The sequence below is a fragment of the Pelatocladus sp. BLCC-F211 genome (assembly GCF_041928655.1).
Classification (GTDB): domain Bacteria; phylum Cyanobacteriota; class Cyanobacteriia; order Cyanobacteriales; family Nostocaceae; genus Pelatocladus.
The window spans coordinates 1-21674 of record NZ_JBHFLM010000200.1; the positions used below are offsets into that span (position 1 = coordinate 1).

At 41.1% G+C, this 21674-nt stretch carries 15 protein-coding genes; 4 read left to right on the plus strand and 11 right to left on the minus strand.

All coding sequences use genetic code 11. The features are described 5' to 3' along the window. Positions 1-307 precede the first annotated feature (307 nt). Positions 308-907: a phytanoyl-CoA dioxygenase family protein gene (locus ACE1AT_RS23985; RefSeq protein WP_374872960.1), complete on the plus strand. Its 600-nt coding sequence runs from the start codon at positions 308-310 to the stop codon at positions 905-907. Between the two features lie 180 nt (positions 908-1087). On the opposite strand, the gene ACE1AT_RS23990 is transcribed toward ACE1AT_RS23985, so the two are convergent. The 7 genes from ACE1AT_RS23990 to ACE1AT_RS24020 form a co-directional block, all read right to left on the minus strand. Beyond that, positions 1088-1672, minus strand: coding sequence for an HMA2 domain-containing protein (locus ACE1AT_RS23990; RefSeq protein ID WP_374872962.1), 585 nt, complete (start codon positions 1670-1672; stop codon positions 1088-1090). Positions 1673-1809: 137 nt separating this feature from the next. Continuing rightward, positions 1810-2106: a DUF5132 domain-containing protein gene (locus ACE1AT_RS23995; protein WP_016860963.1), complete on the minus strand. Its 297-nt coding sequence runs from the start codon at positions 2104-2106 to the stop codon at positions 1810-1812. Positions 2107-2414: 308 nt separating this feature from the next. Then, positions 2415-4661, minus strand: a complete 2247-nt coding sequence (locus ACE1AT_RS24000) for a heavy metal translocating P-type ATPase (RefSeq protein ID WP_374872964.1) — start codon at positions 4659-4661, stop codon at positions 2415-2417. A gap of 227 nt (positions 4662-4888) precedes the next feature. After that, complete coding sequence (locus tag ACE1AT_RS24005; RefSeq protein WP_374872966.1) at positions 4889-6178, minus strand: hypothetical protein; 1290 nt, start codon at positions 6176-6178, stop codon at positions 4889-4891. A gap of 15 nt (positions 6179-6193) precedes the next feature. After that, entirely contained in the window at positions 6194-7405 is a 1212-nt protein-coding gene (locus ACE1AT_RS24010; protein ID WP_374872968.1) for an HMA2 domain-containing protein, read from the minus strand. Between the two features lie 95 nt (positions 7406-7500). Next, complete coding sequence (def, locus tag ACE1AT_RS24015) at positions 7501-8034, minus strand: peptide deformylase (protein ID WP_374872970.1); 534 nt, start codon at positions 8032-8034, stop codon at positions 7501-7503. Positions 8035-8097: 63 nt separating this feature from the next. Beyond that, positions 8098-9429, minus strand: a complete 1332-nt coding sequence (locus ACE1AT_RS24020; RefSeq protein WP_374872972.1) for an HhoA/HhoB/HtrA family serine endopeptidase — start codon at positions 9427-9429, stop codon at positions 8098-8100. A 185-nt stretch (positions 9430-9614) separates the two neighbouring features. Between ACE1AT_RS24020 and dnaA the strand changes: the two genes are divergently transcribed. After that, positions 9615-10988 carry a chromosomal replication initiator protein DnaA gene (gene dnaA / locus ACE1AT_RS24025; protein ID WP_374872974.1) on the plus strand — a complete coding sequence of 458 codons (1374 nt, stop codon included), beginning with the start codon at positions 9615-9617 and terminating at the stop codon, positions 10986-10988. Between the two features lie 354 nt (positions 10989-11342). After that, a complete protein-coding gene (dnaN, locus tag ACE1AT_RS24030) occupies positions 11343-12512 on the plus strand; it encodes a DNA polymerase III subunit beta (RefSeq protein WP_374872976.1) in 1170 nt (389 codons plus the stop codon). Positions 12513-12538: 26 nt separating this feature from the next. Here the strand turns inward: dnaN and ACE1AT_RS24035 are convergent, their stop codons facing one another. Beyond that, a complete protein-coding gene (locus ACE1AT_RS24035) occupies positions 12539-15298 on the minus strand; it encodes a GAF domain-containing protein (RefSeq protein WP_374872978.1) in 2760 nt (919 codons plus the stop codon). Positions 15299-15692: 394 nt separating this feature from the next. Here ACE1AT_RS24035 and ACE1AT_RS24040 point away from each other — a divergent pair, with 394 nt between their 5' ends. Further along, positions 15693-16868, plus strand: coding sequence for an MFS transporter (locus tag ACE1AT_RS24040; RefSeq protein WP_374872980.1), 1176 nt, complete (start codon positions 15693-15695; stop codon positions 16866-16868). 145 nt (positions 16869-17013) lie between these two features. Here ACE1AT_RS24040 and ACE1AT_RS24045 read toward each other — a convergent pair whose 3' ends face one another. The 3 genes from ACE1AT_RS24045 to ACE1AT_RS24055 all read right to left on the minus strand — a co-directional run bounded on the left by ACE1AT_RS24045 (position 17014) and on the right by ACE1AT_RS24055 (position 21517). Beyond that, a complete protein-coding gene (locus ACE1AT_RS24045; RefSeq protein WP_374872982.1) occupies positions 17014-19551 on the minus strand; it encodes a GAF domain-containing protein in 2538 nt (845 codons plus the stop codon). 347 nt (positions 19552-19898) lie between these two features. Next, positions 19899-21086, minus strand: coding sequence for a TRC40/GET3/ArsA family transport-energizing ATPase (locus tag ACE1AT_RS24050; RefSeq protein ID WP_374872984.1), 1188 nt, complete (start codon positions 21084-21086; stop codon positions 19899-19901). Between the two features lie 38 nt (positions 21087-21124). Next, positions 21125-21517: a DUF2358 domain-containing protein gene (locus ACE1AT_RS24055; RefSeq protein ID WP_374872986.1), complete on the minus strand. Its 393-nt coding sequence runs from the start codon at positions 21515-21517 to the stop codon at positions 21125-21127. Between the last annotated feature and the right edge of the window lie 157 nt (positions 21518-21674).

Consider the following 21674-nt stretch of genomic DNA (forward strand, 5'->3'; position numbering starts at 1 on the left):
AAGAGGAGTTTTTCAAAAAGGACATTATGTAGGTTGGGTGGAACGGAGTGTAACCCAACATTAACCAGACTATAATGTTGGGTTTCGCTGTCGCTACACCCAACCTACAAAACTACAGTTCTCAAAGTAGACGTGGTTTAAGCTATGTAAATAGGTAGGTACAAATGTAGAGACGTGTCATGGCACGTCTCTACTCGTTAGGGTCGTCATTTGTCCGACTCTAGGATAAGGACATTTAAAACAAATCCCTCCTCCTTTCGCTCCTTATGTTTTTCGCGAGATAGTAAGCAATCCATTTGCTGTCCAAGTGACTAAGCAGATACTTGGAGAAGGTACATTTAACAAGTTTTATAGTGGTAACGCCAACTGTCCTGGAAGTGGAACACAACCAGTTCATGTAGATGGTATTGATACAGCATTAATAGTTAATTTTGGACTAATCGATATTACCGAACATAATGGTAGTATCGAGTTATGGCCTGGTACGCATCTAGTTAAAAATGTTGGTGCGCGAATCGAATCATCAGCTCTAGAAGCTCGCCGAAAAATTGCTCCACCAATTCGTGCCAATACAAACAAAGGGAGTGTGTTGATTAGACACTCACAACTTTGGCACCGAGGTATGCCAAACTATGCAGATAGTCCCAGACATATGATTGCGATGATGCACTACAAGTATGGTACAGATTTAGGAGAACCATTAAAAATTAACAAAGGATGTGAAGCAGAGTTTGAAAACCATGTTCTTCATCCGAATATCCAGTTTACCGATGAGCCGATTGACTATCTTGCTTCCCACTACTCTTTTGTTGCAGCCTGTAAAGATACTTTTTTCCGCCTTTTTCCTGATGTTTTCGTTTTCCTTTCTAAACTTCATCGTTCCGCTACTGTTAAGTTGAAAAAGTAGGGAATGGGGAATAAGTAATAAGTAATAAAATTACATCCCTGGCAATATCTGCCACATATTATCTGTTGGAACTTGATTTTACCTCTTCACTTACCACTATATCTCTCCCACTCTCCAACAAAATGTCTTACAGACTACCGGAAAATGGTGCTAGTACTGTTTATGCGTAGGTAGTTAATTTTATTCTTCACTCGTAGATGTTGGTTGGTTTGTACTACCATGCAGCTTGATAAAACTATCAAATGCATACCATGCCAACACATACCAGGGAATAATTTCTAATTGTAAACCTTTGATGAGTAATTGGCGAATAGAAAGGGTAGCAAGTCCTATGGGCATAATGATTCGTAAGTCAATTAAACCCTTGGTTGCATCGTGGACTCGCTTGTTCAAATCAACAATCGAATCTGATACTCCTGCTGCTGCTTCGGATTTTCCACCTGTAATATCAGCAAAAATAATCCCTAAATCATATAGGGCAGCGAGAACATTTTTGAAACTCTCATCGTCGCGATTGTGCTGGATGGTAATACTCCCTTGATGAACATTCATCCGCACATCATTAATACTAGGATTTGCCTCCAAGGTTTTAGCGAGACGTTGCATTTCTTCCTTTTGGCGATGGGAATGAGCAACTCGCAAACGTAACCTACCTGGAGTATTACTAACAATTTTTGTCAGTATAGGTTTAGGCCGTCTTTTAATGATTTTTTTCGACATTGTTCTTGGCATCTGAGTAAGACTGCCATTACCATTTTTCAACACGTAACCACTCTCCTTGAGTAATTACAAATTTTATTCCAATTGAATGAGAATTCAATCCAAAATCCAAAATTGTTAAAGGGCTAAAGTGAAAAACTTTGCTTTTCCCTTTGCCCTTTAACTTTTATTTAGCAATTGTGTTATGCACCATTGTCAGATATATTATCAGCAGCTTCAACAGCGGGCAGTTGCTTAGATTCAGCAAGTTCTGCTCTGGCTTCAGCTACCATGTCTTCCCAGCTTTCGCCTAATTCTGCAAAAGCTCCTTTGCTCTTTTCGTAAAGCACAAGTCCACCTTTGATCAAAGACTTAGCAATTGGTTTACCAACTCCTGCTACTACTGGAATCACAACAGGTGCTAGAATGACCGCACCAATACCTGCAATAATTCCAGGTGCGCCAGCATCTTCTACAAAGTCAGTAATTTTCGGTGCCATTATTTATTAACCTCACGTGAATTGAACTTTCTATTAAAACCTCTAACCTTAATTCATTTGAGATGGATATTTCATCTTGCTGTCGATAGAGATTTTGAATTTTGTTGGTAGTTCACCAAGTCCCTTTGGGACGGGGGTAAGGGTATAGGGGTGTAAGGGAAACATGAGTCCCAAATATTGCTTAGAAGCCTCTCCTTTGAAGGAGAAAAAACAAAAAGATGTGTTTTGAAACCCATAGCGCCAAAAACACGGTGTCTTTGTTTAAAACCCCATTCCTTAAGGGTGGAGTCCCCTACACCCTTATACCCCTATTCCCCTACACCCCTAGTTATTGGTTTGAGAAGTGGACGTAAACCGTTGATTCCCGCAACAACTGTGGAACCGTTGTTAACTACTGTTGCTGCTAAAGGATTCAATCCAAAGAATACGGCTACCATCAAAGCAGCTAAGTTAGGAATGGCAATAATGCCCGTATTTTGCTGAATTAATTGCTTGGTTTGGCGAGCGATCGCGATCGCTTCTAGTAAGCCATGCAAATCATTGTGCATCAGTACCACGTCTGCTGTTTCACGAGCAATCTCGGAACCGTTGGCGAAGGAAACGGAAACATCGGCGTATGCTAAAGCAGGTGAATCATTAATGCCATCGCCAACAAATGCAACTGTCTTGCCTTGTTCGTGTAATTCACGGACAACTGTTGCTTTTTGCTCAGGAAAAGCTTCGGCGTGGGTATGACTTGGGGCAATGCCAAGTTGGGCAGCTACAGCATTAGCAGTCTGCTGGTTGTCTCCGGTGAGCATGTGTACTTCCACATTTTCCACCGTTAACAGTCTGCTAATGACTTCGCGGCTTTCGGGACGCAATAGGTCACTATATTCTATTATACCCAAAAGTTGATCATTGCTGCCAACATAAATTGCCGAAGCCGGTTTTTGGTGTCCCTCCAAACCGGACATGTCTATTTCTTGAAGACGCAGGAAACGTTCACTACCCACAAAAACTGTTTCGCCGTCGATCTCTGCTTTCACACCTAAGCCTAGCTGATAGTCCCACTTGCTACGCGGTAACATCTCAACGTTGTGAGCTTCGGCATAACGCATAACTGCTTCTGCAACTGGGTGAGTTAGGCGTTGTTCAGCAGTTGCAGCTAGTTGCAGTACCCTTAGAGAAGAGACATCAGGATTGAGACTTTTCACACCAACAACAGCAGCTTCCCCTTGAGTAAGAGTACCAGTTTTATCAAAGATAATGGTGTCTACCTGTGCCAGTTGCTCTAGCGCTCTACCACTGCGGATCAGAACACCGCGTTTTGCGGCATAGGTAAGGGCTGCCAAAACTGTAGTTGGTACAGATACCCGAATTCCCGTAGCAAAGTCCAGAGTCAAGACACTGGCGGCTCTGGCTGGGTTGCGAGTCAGGGCAAATACTGTTGCTCCTAGTAACAAAGTTGGCAATACTGTTTTTTGCGCTACTGTGGCTGCATAATTTTCCATGCGGGTATCGTGGACGGGAGCTTGTTCCATTAACTGGAGGCTCTTGCCGGCGCGTGTATCATGGCCGACTCGTTCTGTCAAAATATACATGCGTCCTTCTCGTACCAAGGTAGAAGCGAAGACGTTTTGTCCCTTGGTTTTCAATACAGGTACGGATTCGCCAGTTAGTTTTTGTTCATCCAGCAGCGCTTTCCCCCGCAAGATCGTACCGTCAACAGGGACTTGTTCGCCTGGATAGACAATGACGATATCACCGCGCTGCACTTCGTGAATGGGTATTTGCTGTTTTTCACTATCTCGTTCTACCCAGGCGAATTGTCCCAGGGAACTGAGCAAATCTAAGGTTTGCTGTGCGGAACAACGAGCTGTGCGATCGCGAATCTTTTCGCCAATATCAATTAAACTCAGCATTAATGCTGGTGCGAGAAATCGACCTTGGATTGTCGTAATAGCGATCGCGATCAAATCCAAAAAGTCTATATTTAGTTTTCGCTCTAGTATAATTCCTTTCCAAGCGCGTTGGAGAACAGGCAAGGTAGCAAGAGAAATGGTTCCTACCATTAAAACCGGCGGAATGGTTAAACCCAATGGACCACCCAGCACAGCTAAAGCAGTAGCAGCGCCAGAAAGTTGTAATCCAGGCCAAGATATCTCTGTTTCTTTTGTGATTTTTGGCGTTGTTGGCTTTAAAACCACAACTTCTGCTGCGGATTGAAATACATGGCCGAGATGATGGCGGAGCTTAAATTCTGAAACTGTTTTGGGGTTATAAGTAACCGCAACCGATGCAGCAGCTGGCTTGAGTCGAAAGGATGTGACTAACGCATCTGCTTCTAGCAGAACTTGGAGACGTTGTGCGTAGTCTGGATTATGACGCAAGCGAGGTACTCGTAAGCGTATTCTTCCCGGAATTGTATGGATAACAGTATAGTCTACTTTGGGAAGATGGGTGCGTGAATGTCCCTTATATTCTATAAAATGGGCTTTCCCATGCTTTTGGGTCAAATTCAGTTGGGAAACTTGACCTGCGGAGGATGGTAGACCCACCTTAACTTGTACCATTGCTTCTCTCTCATAAAAAAATATTGGTGAACATTAGACTTCTTGCAGAAGTCGGGGGAAGGGTTAAAGGAATTGAAAAATCCTTTAACCTGCAAAGAGGTTTATTGGCGACGAGAAGATAGTTCGTAGTGAGGACTTTAGTCCTCATTGAGGACTGAAGTCCTCACTACAAACGTGTCTTCTAGTCTGTATTTGGTTGAAAATTCCTGGTTTTGGGTTCCTTGCAGTTAGGCAACTGCTACATCACTAGCAGATTGTAACAGGTTTGCTAAATGGGATATTGCAGCTTCCAAAACACTGCGATCCGGATCTCTGGTATTGGCTTTCACCGCAGATTTGTAAGTTATGACTATTGATCCCGCAGCACGGTTGACTCGTTCGCCGATGACTGTTGGATCTGCTTTTAACAAAGCCTCTAAGCATTGCACATATTTGGGATCACGAGCGATCCGAGGTACGTGAAAACGAATTCTTCCCGGAATGACGTGAGCAATGCTGTAAGATACTTTGGCTGGCTGCTTTGCTTTGTGTTCTGTTTTCTGGGGGCGAGACGCAGACACTGGTAGGACTTTTGACGTAGATAAACAAGAATTCTGGTTTCCACCGTTGTGAATTTCGGAGGATGCTTGCTTGTTTATACTTGCTTGAGCCAAGTTTCTACTAGGTAGAAATTTGCATTCTGTAATTTTTGCAACTGCAATTTCCTTAACAGCAGTGGCGTTAAAACGTCTTGTAACCAGAGGATGGGAAGATACTGGAAGAATTGGTAATTTCTCCGGCTCTTGTTGTTGTATATTTTCTCTTTGGTTAACTGTTGGGTATGAATTCGCTGGTTGTATCGTTACTGGCTGTTCTCTGCCAGATTGAATCAGATTAACTAGATGCGATCGCATCTCATAATCTGACATAACTCCAGATTTGTAGATTACCACAATAGACGCAGCAGTGATATTTATTTGCACCTTCGTAACCAAAGCCTCTGCTTTCAACAATTTTACAAGACGCTCTTGATATTGATCATCTGTGGAAATGCGAGGAACGCAAAACCCGACTTGTCCTGACATTGCACAGGTAATGCTGTAAGCTTCTTTGACCTGTGCAAGTTCAGTAGATTTGCTCTGTTCCCTTTGGATTTGACTAGTTTGGGGGTGGGAATTTCCTGGTTGAATCGTTACTGGCTCTTCTACTGCACACTGAATCAGATTAGTTAAATGCGATCGTACCGCTTCATCTGACATTTTTCCACAGTTGTAAGTCACTACCACAGATGCAGCAGTACTATTGATTTGTACATTTGTGACTAAAGCTTCTGCTTGCAGCAACTTCCTCAGTCGTTCCAAATATCTAGAATCTCTGGAAATACGAGGTACGCACAACCCGACCTGTCCTGACATTGCATAGGTAATGCTGTAGACTTCTTGGGGCGATTTCTGCTGAGTGTGATCAGTCTGCGGCGTAACTCTTATCTGGGTTTTTTTTTCTGCGGTAGATACCAGTCGTAATATCGATCCAACCATTGCTTTCCTCCCTCCTCAGTCCGGGGCTGCATTAATCGGAAAGTTCGCCATAAAGGCGAGAGCATAAGACAAAGCTGGAGCTTTGAAATTAGCCCATAAGCCAGTTACCTCTGGCGTTGATTCCACTTTTGTTGTCTGGAATTCTTTTTCTTGGATTGGCGCAGGAGTAACTAGTTTTTCTGCTTGCATCTGCACATCAGAGTGTCTGTGCGTCCCCGCGTCTTTATGAATAACATGCGGCGGTGCAGTCGTCTCCTCCTGTGCTAGTTGCATCAAATCAATCCAGCGAGACGCTTTAATATTGTGCGGTTGATAGGCGATCGCCACTGAGGCTGCATCACAATTGACACGTACGTTTGTAACTTGGGGATCATCTGCGAGTAATCTCTCCAAGCGTCTTGCGTAATTTCGGTCATAAGCGAGTTTTGGTACGCTCATCCTAATACGTCCCGGAATTGCATGAACAATGTTGTAAGTAATCTTTGCATTGTCCACATTTTTTGTTGGGAATAATTCTTGTTTGACGGCTGTGATTTGCTCCACTTTTGCTAAAGAGGTTTGAGGTGTAACTTGATGTTTTGTTATTGATTGAGTTACAGAAGCTGTATTCAATTTTTTATTCTTTTTAGATCCCAATAATTGAGGTTCTATATAGTCAATCACACGTCGGGTGGCGTCTGCTGTAATCATGTATACCGGAATTGCTGCCAATCCGTTAATTCCTATCGCCCCTGTCACTCCTAACCCTGCAAATAAAGGAATAAACGCAAGTCCTTGCTCTTTCCAAAATTCTACAGATTTCCAAGCAGCAAAGGGATCACTATTATTTTGTGAATCCGAAACAGCTTGATATTGCTGAATGCCAAACTTTCGCAGTATTGCCAACATCTGTGGCAAAGATAGCCTAGTTTCATCAAATTTAACCAGCAAACTGCTCGTTTTATAATTAGTCGTAACTTCCGTTACACCATGATGCTGCTGCCGTAATTGCCGGGATAAACTTTCTAGTATCGAGTGATGACTGACGTCAGTGGCACGGATTCGCACGCGGCCTTGAGTTACATGAATAATTTTCAACTTGCCAAGCATTGATTGTGCTGTTGACCGTGTAGATACTTCACCCTTATGGTTATGAACTTCATCGCTTTGCTGATGAGCAAAGATTAAGCCAGAAGATGGTTGCAGCGGTTGACTTAACCCCTCGCGACTACTAATAGTTTTTGTCATTTACCCAATAGCTACCTCAAAGCCAAAAGGTTAACATCAGATTAAATTTAACTTAAATTTCCACGTTTTGTATAGTTCTTTAGAATTATTTTTTGTCAAATATTATTAACTACTAATTTTTGGTATTCCTGATCAGTGACAATGTCTAAATTGCTTTCTAAGCGGTCTAGAAACACTATACCATCAAAATGATCGTATTCGTGTTGAAAGATACGAGCCACAAAATTAGTTAACAATTGTCTTTGTTTTTTGCCGTTTCTGTCTGTGTATTCAACTTCTACTGACTCATACCTTGGTACTAAACCCCTGATCCCAGGAATGCTTAAGCAACCTTCCCAATCTTTATTCACAGTACTAGAATGACCAATAATCCGGGGATTAATCATCGCTGTGGGTTCCATATCTGGAGCATGAGGATACCTGAGATTAGGGCGTGACGCCACAATCATGACACGATATGATTGAGCAACCTGAGGAGCAGCAATGCCTACACCGTTAGCTTCACGAACTGAAACCATTAAATCGTCAATCAGCTTCTGAATGGTTTTGTCTTGGATATTTTCAACTTCAGCTGCTTTTTGACGAAGTATGGGATTACCTAATTGAATTATTGAGAGCATTTCGCTCATTATTTAAAACTCCTAATATGATCATTAACAATGATCAATCATCAAATCTTGATCATTCATAATTTATTCACTTTCACGCTGAACTGGCAAAGCAGCAGGTCTGACTGCAACTTGCAAATTACGTCCATCGCGTTGTACTTCTAATTGTAACGGGATTCCTATTTTACTGTTTTCTACTAATTTTTGCACTTGTTCCACATCAGTGACAGACTGATTATTGATATTTTGAATCACATCACCTTCTCGTAGTCCAGCATTAGCTGCGGGAGAGCGTGCAATGACATCAATTAATAAAACCCCTTTATCTGCTGTGATATTAATGCCTAATTTACCGATTCTTTCTTTAATTTCGGGTGTCAGCGTCACCATCTGAATACCCAAATAGGGATGATCTACTTTTCCATTAGCAATTAATTCTTGAGCGATTCTTTGAGCCGTATTGATGGGAATAGCAAAACCTAATCCTTGAGCGCCACGAATGATGGCGGTGTTCATACCGATGACTTCCCCACGACTATTTAGTAAAGGCCCACCAGAGTTACCAGGATTAATCGCAGCGTCAGTTTGAATATAATCCACACGTTTATCGCTAGCCCCGATAGCACTACCAGAACGTCCCGTAGCACTAATAATTCCAGAAGTGACGGTATTGTCTAAACCCAAAGGATTACCGATCGCAATGACTGCTTCTCCTGGCTGCAAACCCTCAGAATTACCCAAAGCAATAGTTGGCAAATTATTAGTACTAATTGTCACCACAGCAACGTCAGTGACTGGATCTTCCCCTATTACTCGTCCGTCAAAAGTACGACCATCTTTTAACCTTACCGTTACCGTATCAGCACCATTGACGACATGAGAATTGGTCAAAATTTGACCATTGGTACTGATAATAAAACCAGAGCCACTACCGCGCTCGACTCGCTGTCGAGGCTGCGGTTCATCTCCAAAAAATCGCCGTAAAAATGGATCACCGAAGTCATCCGATCTTGATGATGTTATCGTTCTAGCAGAATCAATGCGAACCACAGCTGGTCCTACCTTTTGCACCACATTCACTACAAAGTTAGGATCTCCAGATGATTGCAAAATAGGGGGAGGAGCAGGAACAGGGGCGCTAATCGGGTTTTCGACTTGAGAATTCGGTGTTTGATTTCTCGGTATGTTTACGTTACGATTACAGCCAGTCATAGATATAAATGCTACGCTTACCATAAGCAGTAACCGGATAGAAGACGCGGGAACGAACTGACGCGGGGACGCGGAGAATTTATTAAACACAGTCTCCGCGTCACCGTGTCTAACCATCTCCGCATCTTCTGAAACTGCATCTGTTAACTTACTTAATTCAGTATCAAGATTTCTCTGTTGCAAGTTATTGTCTGCTTTCTTCATCCGTGCTTACTTCTCCATCTGAATCAGTGAGTGATAGGATATTGCCTACCGGGGGAGTCCAAATAGTCCAAAACAGTTCAAAAATAGATTACAACTTAAAAGCATCTTCCTGGTTCAAAGTGGCTAAATGTTAAATTGGTCTTTGCTTATATTATTGTGACGGTTAGCAGCAAAGGTGGTAGACAATGGCAATTCCCATAGATAGTCTGTGGAGTCAGGTTCTGGAACGCTTGCAGCTAGAACTATCCCGTCCCACCTTTGAAACTTGGATCAAAACTGCTAGCGCTGAAAGATTAGAAAATAACTATTTAGTAATTTGTACTCCCAACCCCTTTGCCCGTAATTGGCTGCAAAAATATTACATTAAGACAATTGCTAATGTTGTTCAGGATATTCTGGGTTATCCTGTAGTAATTTATATTACTGTTGCTCAAGGTGATGATGTGTCTCAGTTTACAGACAAAGAAGCATCTTTATCATTATCTCCTCAGAGTAATATTGCTGATTATGCTGTTAAAAATCGTCTGAAGACTACTGAACTCAATCCTAAATATGCCTTTTCACGATTTGTAGTCGGAGCCAATAATCGTATGGCTCATGCTGCGGCTTTGGCCGTTGCTGAATCACCTGGTAGAGAATTTAATCCCTTGTTTTTGTGCGGTGGTGTGGGTTTGGGTAAAACTCATCTCATGCAAGCGATCGGACATTATCGCTTAGAAATTTGCCCAGATTCAAAAATATTCTATGTTTCTACCGAACAGTTTACGAATGATTTAATCACTGCTATTCGCAAAGACAGTATGCAAAGTTTTCGCGAACATTACCGAGCAGCAGATTTGATTTTAGTTGATGATATTCAGTTTATTGAGGGTAAAGAATATACCCAAGAAGAGTTTTTTCATACATTTAATACTTTACATGAAGCTGGCAAGCAAGTTGTGATTGCTTCTGATCGCCCTCCTAATCAAATTCCTCGGCTGCAAGAACGCCTCAGTTCTCGGTTTGCAATGGGCTTGATTGCTGATATCCAACCGCCAGATTTAGAAACGAGAATGGCGATTCTGCAAAAAAAAGCCGAGTATGAAAATATCCGTCTACCGGAGGATGTAATTGAATATATTGCCTCCAATTACACCTCGAATATTCGAGAATTGGAAGGAGCTTTTATTCGAGCGCTGGCATATGTTTCTATTTGGGGTTTATCTATGACGGTAGAAAATATCACACCAGTATTAGAGCCTCCTACTCAAAAAGTAGAAGCAACCCCGGAAACTATTTTGACAATTATTGCCGATGAGTTTAATGTTACCATTGAAGACCTGAAAGGCAACTCGCGACGGCGAGAAATTAGTTGGTCTCGTCAGATAGGAATGTATCTAATGCGGCAGCACACGGATTTAAGTTTGCCTAGAATAGGAGAGGAATTTGGTGGAAAAGACCACACAACAGTTATGTACAGTTGTGAGAAAATTACTCAATTAAAAGAAACAGATAAAAACTTGGCACAAACACTACGTCAACTAAGCGATCGCATTAATCTGACAAGCCGCCCTAAGTAGGAGATTGCAAGGAGGACAAGGGAAGGGGGACAAGGGGGACAAGGAAGAAAAGCTAATGACCAATGACCAACAACTAAAATTATTAAGTAAACTATAAAAAACTATTAAGAATAAATTAGATTGTGGAAAATTCATAAAGATTCTGTGGAAAACTCATAGAGATTCTGTGGAAAACTTTAGTGAGCATAATTACCTTGTGGAAAAACATCCCAGCTTTTCCACAAGTTTTCCACAATTTACACACATTTGTGGTTAGTAATTATAGTTTCCAGCAATTCCCAATCCCCACTCCCCCAATCCCCGATCCTTGCCTAAGAGTGCTACCATATCCAAGCACACCAGCTAACTCTGACCATGAAACTCGTTTGTACTCAAAGCGATCTCAGTACTCACCTCTCATTAACCAGCCGTGCTGTTCCTTCTCGTCCCACTCATCCAGTTCTGGCGAATGTGCTGTTGCAGGCTGATGCTGAAAGCAATCAAGTTAGCTTAACAGCGTTTGATTTGAGTTTGGGTATCCGCACTAGTTTCAGTGCTGAGGTGTTACAACCAGGGGCGATCGCTTTGCCTGCAAAACTACTCAATGATATAGTTTCTCGTTTACCAGAGGGAGAAATTACCCTAGATGATGAATCATCTTCTACAGGCGAGAACTTACCAGACTATAGCGGTTTAATTGTCACACTCACACCGAAGAGCGGACGTTATCAGGTGCGAGCAATGGGAGGCGAAGAGTTTCCAGAATTACCCGTAATTGAAAATACTCAACCTATGCAGTTCAGTGCCACTACACTAATTGAGGGTTTGCGGGGTTCATTGTTTGCTACTAGTGCAGATGAAACTAAGCAAGTACTGACTGGCGTACATTTAACAGTTAAGCAAGATACCCTAGAATTTGCCGCTACCGATGGACATCGTCTCGCAGTGGTAGAAACTACAAATGAGAGTCCAGATGCTAGTAGCGAAGATAGTTTAGAAGTAACAGTACCAGCAAGAGCCTTACGGGAATTAGAGCGGATGTTAGCTCATAGTTCTGAATCTGAAGAATCTGTGGCTTTGTATTTTGATCAAGGTCAAGTGGTGTTTGAATGGCAGCATCAACGCTTAACTAGCCGTACTTTAGAAGGGCAGTATCCTGCTTACCATCTACTCATTCCCAAACAATTTCAAAGAGAATTGACATTAGAAAGAAAGCAATTATTAAGTAGTTTAGAACGAATTGCTGTACTTGCAGACCAAAAGAATAACTTGGTGAAAGTCAGCGTTAATGGCGATGCTCAAGAAATTACCTTATCTGTGGAATCTCAGGATGTCGGTAGTGCAATGGAATCAATGCCAGCCCAGATATCAGGAGAAGATATAGATATAGCTTTTAACATTAAATATTTAATGGAAGGCTTAAAAGCTTTGCCAGCTTCCGAAATTTTGATGCAGATGAATACAAATCTGACTCCGGTTATTTTTACTCCTTTGGGTGGTTTGAAAATGACCTATTTAGCTATGCCTGTACAGCTGCGTAATTAAAGTTTCAACAGACAGAAGCACAAATTTTAATTATGCCTGTATCCTTGCTGTTGCATCGGAATTTCAATCCAGAACTCTGTACCGAACCCTGGACGTGAATCACATTTAAAAACACCACCGTGTTTATCCACAATTATTTGGTAACTAATAGAAAGTCCTAAGCCAGTACCTTTACCTACTGGCTTAGTGGTGAAAAAAGGATCGAAGATACGATTAATAGTTTCTTGTGATATGCCAGGGCCATTATCAGCAATGCTAATGACTACACTAGGGATATTGCCAGGAAGTTTACCAATAGTTGTTCTGATCGTAATTGTGGGAATATGAGTTTGCGACATAGACTGCCTTTGCTGCTCTAGGGCATCGATCGCATTACTTAAAACATTCATAAAAACTTGATTTATTTGTCCGGCATAACATTCAATCAAAGGTAAATCAGTATATTCTTTAATGACCTGGATAGCACAGCCTTCTGGTTTAGCCTTGAGGCGATATTGTAAAATCAGTAGTGTATTGTCAATTCCTTCGTGAATATCGACAGGCTTCATTTCCGCCTGGTCAAGCCTGGAAAAATTTCGTAGAGACAGGACAATTTGAAGGATGCGTTCGGTGCCTATTTGCATAGAATGTAGCATCTTAGGCAAATCCTCAATCAGAAAATCTAAGTCGATTGCTTCTGCTCGCTCACAAATTTCTGGATTGAGATCATGGCTATGCTGTTGATAGAGAGCCAGCATATCTAGTAAATCTTCAGCATAGTCATTAACATAGTTGAGATTGCCATGAATGAAATTAACAGGGTTGTTGATTTCGTGGGCAATACCTGCCACTAGTTGACCGAGGGAAGACATTTTTTCGCTCTGAATCAACTGGATTTGCATTTGTTGGAGATTATGTAGTGCTTGAGCTAGTTGTTCTGCTTGTAGCCTAGTTTGAGTAAGTAGATCAGCTTGTTCAATTGCCACACTCAGTTGGGCTGCAACTTGGGTAGTAAACTGAATTTCTGATGGTTGCCATTGCCGGGTTTGAGTACACTGGTGAATGCAGAGTAAGCCCCAAAGTTGATCGCCTTTGGATAGTGGTACAACTAAGTTGGCTCTAATCTGATATTTTGCCAGAACTTGAATGTGACACTCTTGTAATCCAGCATTGTAGATGTCAGCTACTGCTTGAATTCGTCCTTGGGCATAGTAGGTAGCATACTGTTCGCCAAAACAGTGATCATGAATTTTGGCATCTAGAGCAGAAGGAAAATCTGGCGACACATCTTCTGAAACAAATTTGCCTTCATTGAAATTGGAATTCAAAGCAAAGCGAAATATTCCTACTCGATCAGCATTTATAGAGCGACGCATTTCTCGGACACTTGCAGCAAAAATAGTATCCAAATCAAGCGATTCTCGCATTTTCGCAACGACTTCAAATAAAATTTGTTGTTGTTCTGTTGCTTGTTGCAGCTGCTGTGTGCGTTGTTGCACTTGCTTTTCTAGGTTCGCGTTGAAATATTGTATTTTTTGGTACAATATATATTGCTGAATTGCGGAAGCAAATTGTTTACCAATTTCTCTAGCCAATTCAATCTCTGTTAATGTCCATTTGGGAGCTTGTGCCTTTTTAGACTCACGCCAAACTTCAAAGGATAGGCGAGGATATTGTTGCCGACCATCAGGATCAAACTCTCCAGCCCAAAGTTTTTCTGTATCTATTTCATCACGGAAAATACTTAAATAACCGAGTAACTGCTGACGATATTCAAGCGGTATCATCAACATGCTACGAATTTTAGTTGCTGCAAAAGCTGGTTGTAAGGTACGTAAGCCAGGAGTTTCATAGATATCTGAAATCGCCCAAACATCATACTCGCCAGACTTGTAATATTCTTGCCAGACACTATATTGTTCTAGAAACGCGTAGAGCGTTTGTTGTGGAATTATAGGCTGCTGACCAGATGTATAAAGATTGACATAATCATTTCCAGGTTTTAAACACTCGCTTAAGCTTCTGGTGTGGCTATTGTGAAAATTTGAGGAATCATCTCTCACGCAAAGCCTACCACCAGAACCACCAAAGATCGCAATTGCTGTTTCTAAGGCTGACTGTAATGCGATCGCAGGTAGTGAATGCAATAAGGTAGCAATGCGGTTTATATTTATTTCCCGCTCGGCTTGATCACGGGCTTGAGCGAGAAGCTCACTATGAGCGATCGCCACTGATAGGTGTTCGACGACCATTTGTAACACTTCAATTTCATATTCGCTCACCGACCTTGACAAGGAATGATGAGAAACTAACAAACCCCAAAGTTTATCTTGATGGATCACTGGCACTACAATGGTCGATTTGACCCCCATCGCTTTGAGATACTCAACATGGCAAGGATCTATAGGACGGTAACGAATATCCTCAGATACAATCTCACCAGTATCCAAGTCACGCACTATACTTTGGCCAATCTGCTGATGATCAAGATCGACAACCGAACGCACCCGTGACTTGATAAATAATTCACGAGCATGGGAAGGAATATCATCCGCAGGAAAATTTAACCCTAATAATGATGGTAATTTGTTGTCATTGATTGACTCAGCAATTACCTGACCACTATCATCAGCATGAAACTTGTAAATCATGACTCGCTCTGTACCGAGAAATGAGCGAACCTCAGCCACAGTTGTTGTCAAAATTTCTTGTAATTCTAATGAGCGACGAATACGGTTAGTAATGCGACGCAACAAGTCTTTTTGTTCAAGATTTACTTGCAGGTTTTGTTCCTGATATAGGGTCATTTTTTTATTAAAAAATATCAGTAAAATAACTAATGCCACTATCTACAAGGATGGCAACTGGTATTCAAAAATTAAAGTGTTAGAACTGCATGTTTTTTTCATGCATGAACAGCAAATATAAACTATTTTTCAGTTTATTTAATAAGTTTGTCTTCAGTAAAAATACTGGTAAGTTTATTAAATATATTGGTGTGGTTATATTTAGACAGCAGAAGTCGGGGATCTTGTTGTTCACGAATAATTGAAGAATGCTGACGTAGCAGTCTACGGAAGTCAAAAGTCAAAAAGCTTTATTCCAAACATAGAAAACAGATAAAGGCTGTTTTACCCAAACGGTTTTTGGCAAAATCTAATGATTTAATGAGAAGGGTAAAACATCAAAAAGATTCAGGGAATGGGAAAAAACACCACTGCCTTAAAGTTTGTAATCTTACTTGGTTTTGTTAGTTTATGTGCGGATGCTACTTATGAGGGAGCGCGTAGCATTACAGGTGCGTATCTCGAAACTTTGGGAGCAAGTGGCACTTTAGTCGGCTTAATAGCTGGATTTGGGGAATTAGTTGGTTACGGCTTGCGTCTTGGAATTGGTTATTTGAGTGACAGAACACATCAATATTGGAATATCACTACTATTGGTTACTTTATAAATACAGCTGTCGTCCCCCTTTTAGCTTTAGCAGGTAGATGGGAAGTTGCAGCTGGTTTGATGATAGCTGAACGCACGGGTAAAGCTATTCGCACACCACCCCGCGATGCACTGCTGTCTCACGGCGTCAGCCAAATTGGTAGAGGCTTTGGCTTTGGACTGCATGAAGCGATGGATCAAACTGGTGCAGTGATGGGGCCTTTAGCTGTTGCGGCTGTTTTGTATTTTCAGGGTGGTTATCAGAATAGTTTTCTAATTCTCATCGTGCCAGCAATTTTGGGTTTAATGATGCTGTTGATATTGCCTCATTTATATCCAAACCCCCAAGATTTAGAAAAAGAAACAACTAGCCAACAGCAGGAAAAATTACCACAAGTTTTTTGGATTTATTTGGGTGCTGTTGCTCTTGTAGCAGCTGGATATGCAGACTTTCCCCTAATTGCCTATCACTTACAAAAGCAAGATATTGCTTCTGGGTTAATAATTCCTTTAATTTATGCATTGGCGATGGGTGTCGATGCTGTAGCAGCACTGATATTTGGGCGATTATTTGATCGCAGTGGAATATTTATCTTGATTTTAGCAGTGCTGATTTCCTGCTTATTTGCACCATTAACTTTTTCAGGTAACACGAGTTTTGCCCTTACAGGTATGATTTTGTGGGGGATTGGTATGGGCGCTCAAGAATCAATTTTAAAAGCTACGATTGCTGGAATTGTACCAAAATACAAACGGGCTTCTGCTTATGGAATATTCAGTGCTGGCTATGGTTTGGCATGGTTTTTAGGTAGTACTCTGATGGGTGTTTTATACGATTGGTCAATTACTGTTTTAATTATTTTTTCTGTAGTCAGTCAACTATTAGCGATTCCTTTCTTATTGTCGGTAAAATCACAAGCAGATACCGCGATGACAAATAAATAAATTTTTATGGTAGATGCTAATAGTGATATTTAGAGTCATTTACCCTGCTGTAATTTGGTAATATCTCATTTCAAAAACTGCCAAGTTAGTAAAATAAAATTTCATGCTGTTTTCCATGAGTAAAACATGGTAACAGTCCAAAACTTTACTTAAGTGATGAATTTTCCCCGATATTGTGATCGTATCCAGAAAATGTCAAAGACTTCCGCATCTTTTCCACAACTCTAATCAAGAACTGTTTTTGTTCTCCCGTAGCTTGCAAATCATCGAGTGCTTTTCGTAAATCACCTGCTTGTTGTTGGGTTTTGGCAAGTAATTCAACTTGCTGAAGTGCCATTCCAAGTTGGGCTGCTATTTGACTGAGGAATTTAATGTCAGATGAATCCCAATGGCGAGGGGCTGAGTGTTGATACATAGCTAGCAAACCCCAAAGTTTTTGACCGACAAAAATCGGAGCGATCGCAAAGGCTTTGATCTGAAACTGCTCTAAAATATCAAGATGACAGGGAGTAAATTCCATTTGATAAATGTCATCAACGACGCATGTTTGATTATGGCGATAGCGTCCCCCTTGTGTTTCTTGTAAATAAGTATCATGCCAAACTGTATTGACGCCTAGTTTGCTCAAATTTGACCACTCTGGATTAGCCGCTTCAAAACTACCGACAAATTCACCACTCCAATCATTGTTGAAGCGATAAACACTCACGCGATCAGCTTGCAGTAATTGACAAAGTTCTTTGGTAGTCGTTTGAAAAATTGTCCCTAGTTCGAGAGAGGCGCGAATTTTTGTAACTACATCTAATAATAACTGCTGTTGTTCTGCTGCCTTTTGCAATTCAACAGCCTGTTGTTTTGTTTTTGCAAGTAATTCAGCTTGCTGGAGTGCTACTCCTAGTTGGGTTGCTGTTTGAGTTAGGAAGTGAATGTCAGAAGATTCCCAATGGCGGGGGGCTGAGTGTTGATAAGCAGCGAGTAAACCCCAAAGTTGTTCGCCAACAAAAATCGGAGCAATCGCAAAGGCTTTAATCTGAAACTGTTCCAAAAGCTGGATGTGACATTGCTCAAATTTCATTTGATAAATATCATCCACCGCCAGTGTCTGATTGTCGCGGTAACGTCCCCCTTGTGTTTGTTGTAAATAAGTATCGTTCCAAACTGTATTGACGCCAAGTTGAGATAAATGTAACCACTCTGGGTTACTCACCTCATAATCACCGACAAATTCACCACCCCAATCACTGTTGAAGCGATATACACTCACACGATCAGCCTGCAATAATTGACAAACTTCCTTGCTAGTCGTTTGAAAAATCGTCTCAATATCAAGGGAGGTTCTGATTTTAGCAATCACCTCTGAAAGGGCTTGTTGTTGTTTGATGGATTGTTCTAAGTTGGTAGTATCTTGTTGGACTTGAGTGCTGGCGTTGGTAACAAGCATTCGTATCTGTTGAGATTGCTCGTTTTCGTGAATTGCAAAGGCAAATTGTTGACCTAACTCTCGTGCTAATTCTACTTCTTCGACACTCCACTCACGAGGTTGTGCGGCTTTCGATTCTTGCCAAACTTCAAAGGATTGACGGGGATACAGTTGTCGTCCATCAGGGTCAAATTCCCCCGCCCAGAGGATTTTTGTTTCAACTTCGTCCCGGAAAATACTTAAGTATCCTAGCAATTCTTGGCGATAATTGAGTGGAATCATTAAAATGCTGCGAATTTTGGTAGCTCGAAAAGCAACTTGCAAAGTTCGCAAACCAGGAATTTTATAGACGTCTGATATCGCCCAAATATGATATTTACCAGATTTGTAGCGTTCCTGCCAGACGTTATATTGTTCCATATGTCTGTATTTTGCTTGCTCTGGGATCACAGGTTGTTTGCCATAGGCATAAACCTTGATATGCTCATTATCAAGTTGCAAGCAATTCCCAAAGCTTTCCATCACGACTGGATTTTTCATGCAAAGCCTACCACCAGAACCACCGAAAGCAGCGATGGTTTCTGCTAAAGCTGACTGATACTCAATTGTGGGTAATGAATGCAGTAGGGTAGCAATACGTTTTATGGTAGTTTCCCTTGTAGCTTTTTCCTGAGCTTGGGTGATCAGGGTACTTTGAGCGATCGCTAAGGAAAGTTGATCAACTACCATCTGTACCACATCTAATTCTGATTCTGGAATTAAACGAGATTCCGAGTCATGAGATACCAAAAGTCCCCAAAGTTGTTTTTGATGCATAATCGGGACTACAACAGAGGACTTAACTCCCATCGCCGTCAGGTATTCCACATGACAGGGATCTACCGGACGGTAAAAGTCTTTTTCAGAGAAATTTGCTTCGTCTTCCAAATCTTCACATAGGGGAATGCGACCAATTTGTTGAGTATCAACATTCACTATTGAGCGCACCCGTGAGTTGATAAACAGTTCTCTGGCTTCAGGCGGAATATCATCGGCGGGAAAATTTAGCCCCAGTAGCGAAGGTAACTTATTACTATCCACAGATTCCGCGATCACTTGACCGCTTTGATCCGGATGAAATTTGTAAATCTTGACGCGATCGCTTCTAAGAAATGAGCGTAATTCTGCCACCGTTGTGGTCAAAACATCTTGTAATTCTGAAGAAAGACGGATACGGTTGGCAATACGAAGCCGTAGAGTTTCTGGCTTGAGAATAAGCTGCATGGGTTCTGAGAAAATTAGGTATTAGTTGTGATTAAGATAAAGTTAAATCTCAGTGTATAATGATACAATCGCATCAAATTAAGCTTGGTTTTAATTTATACGAAAGTTAATAAAAATTTTTCTTGCAATATAATAACAACTTAGTGTCTCAACGATACCATTAAGAAATATTAATTAAGAACTGCTGACACCTACAGCAATCCGTTTAGTAGTAGTGAAAATTGACAAAGTCAGAACCTCGATTTCTTTAAGAAATCGGGTATCTTGTTGTTGATGCTAAAGTAACAGTTTATTTGCTTGTTAATTAATAATTATTGATGAAGTGGGTATTACCCACCTCCTACAAATTAACTATTTACAGCCTCAGCAAAGCGAATTTTCAAATAATCATCTTCCATTTTCGCTCCTGCTGGTTGCAGTGTTGCTAATGCTTGTGGCAAGACTAAATTTCGGCGATGATTACCAATAGTAATATTTAATTCATCACCTGTTTTACTAAGTTGAACTTGGTTTTTAGGAATACCTGGTAAATACAATTCCAAGCTGTATTGATTGTGATCTTGTACAACTCTAATCGTGTTTTCTTTGTAATAAACCTGACTGGGATCTTCATCCTTATAGAGAGTTTCTTTGAGTTGTTCTAGGGCTGCTAAACCACACATTTCTTCAGAAAACAGAGGTACTTCCTTCACGGGTAAAGGATGAAAATTGTCGTGAATCTCCTGACGATATTGCTGTTGGTTCTCTTTCCATTTTTGAAAGAATGAGTCTTGGACTTCGTTGGGAATAATGCGATTTGCGATCACTAAATCGGTCGCAACATTATATAAACTCAAATAAGCATGGGCGCGAAGAGATTCTTTAATTACCATTTTTTCTGGGTTGGTAATCAGACGCACTGAGGTTTGATTATTGTCAGTTAAGACTTTTTCGAGTGCTTCTATTTGTTGATAAAACTCATAAGGTGCATCCATCACCTCTTTATCTGGTAAAGAAAAACCAGCAATGGGTTTAAACAGAGGTTCAACCAGAGGTCTCAGAGCAACAGAAATATTTTGAAACGGTTTGTAAAAACGGCGCATATACCAACCACCGACTTCTGGTAAACTCAGCAGTCGCAATGCTGTACCCGTCGGAGCGGAGTCGATAATTAAAACATCAAAATCGCCTTCGTCGTAATGGCGTTTCATTCTTACCAAGCCAAAAATCTCATCCATTCCTGGTAAAATTGCCAATTCTTCCGCTTGTACCCCATCCAAACCTCGCGCCTGTAAAACTTGAGTGATGTAGCGCTTGACAGCACCCCAATTTCCCTCTAATTCTTGTAGCGCATCTAGTTCCGCACCCCACAAGTTTGGGCGAATTTTCCGGGGGGCGTGTTCTAGTTCCAGATCAAAACTATCTGCTAAAGAGTGAGCGGGATCTGTACTCAAAACCAGGGTGCGATAACCAAGTTCTGCACAACGCAGTCCAGTAGCAGCAGCTACAGAAGTTTTACCTACACCACCTTTTCCGGTCATCAAAATTACGCGCATGAATGATTCTGCTTTATCTGAGAAGTTTTTACATTTATTTACATTATCGATTGTTTAGCAGAGAAATGTTGTTTGATCACATCTAGACGCGAACAATTCCAATAATCTATGTGAGAAGCTATCAAACCATCAGAGTTGAGACGTAATTCACTCCAACCAGGGATAGAAATACGTGGTTTCCAGGGGAGAGGAGTATTCCAACTGAGTGTCCACTTAGTTGTAATTGTGTCTCCCTCTTTTTGGATATCATGCAAATCCATTTTGGGATTTAAAAAAAAAGTCTCAATAAATTTAATCATCAGCTTGTATAGCTGAATACCCCGAAAATTAAATACTTGGTCTTGAAAATAAACCTCTTCAGCGTAGATGCTATAAGTTTGATTTGCTGGAAATCTTTGATAATCTTCTTTGAGGATTTGAATGATATCCATAGTCCAATATGCTTGGTGTTAAGGATAATTGTAGGTTGGATTAAGACTTTGCGTTCGCCCTTGGCGTTCTTGAAGGCTTTGAAACTGTAAGTTAATTTCTAAAATTTCTGAACAAAACTACCCATAGTTTTTTGTCCAGATTTCTATGAGCGGGAAC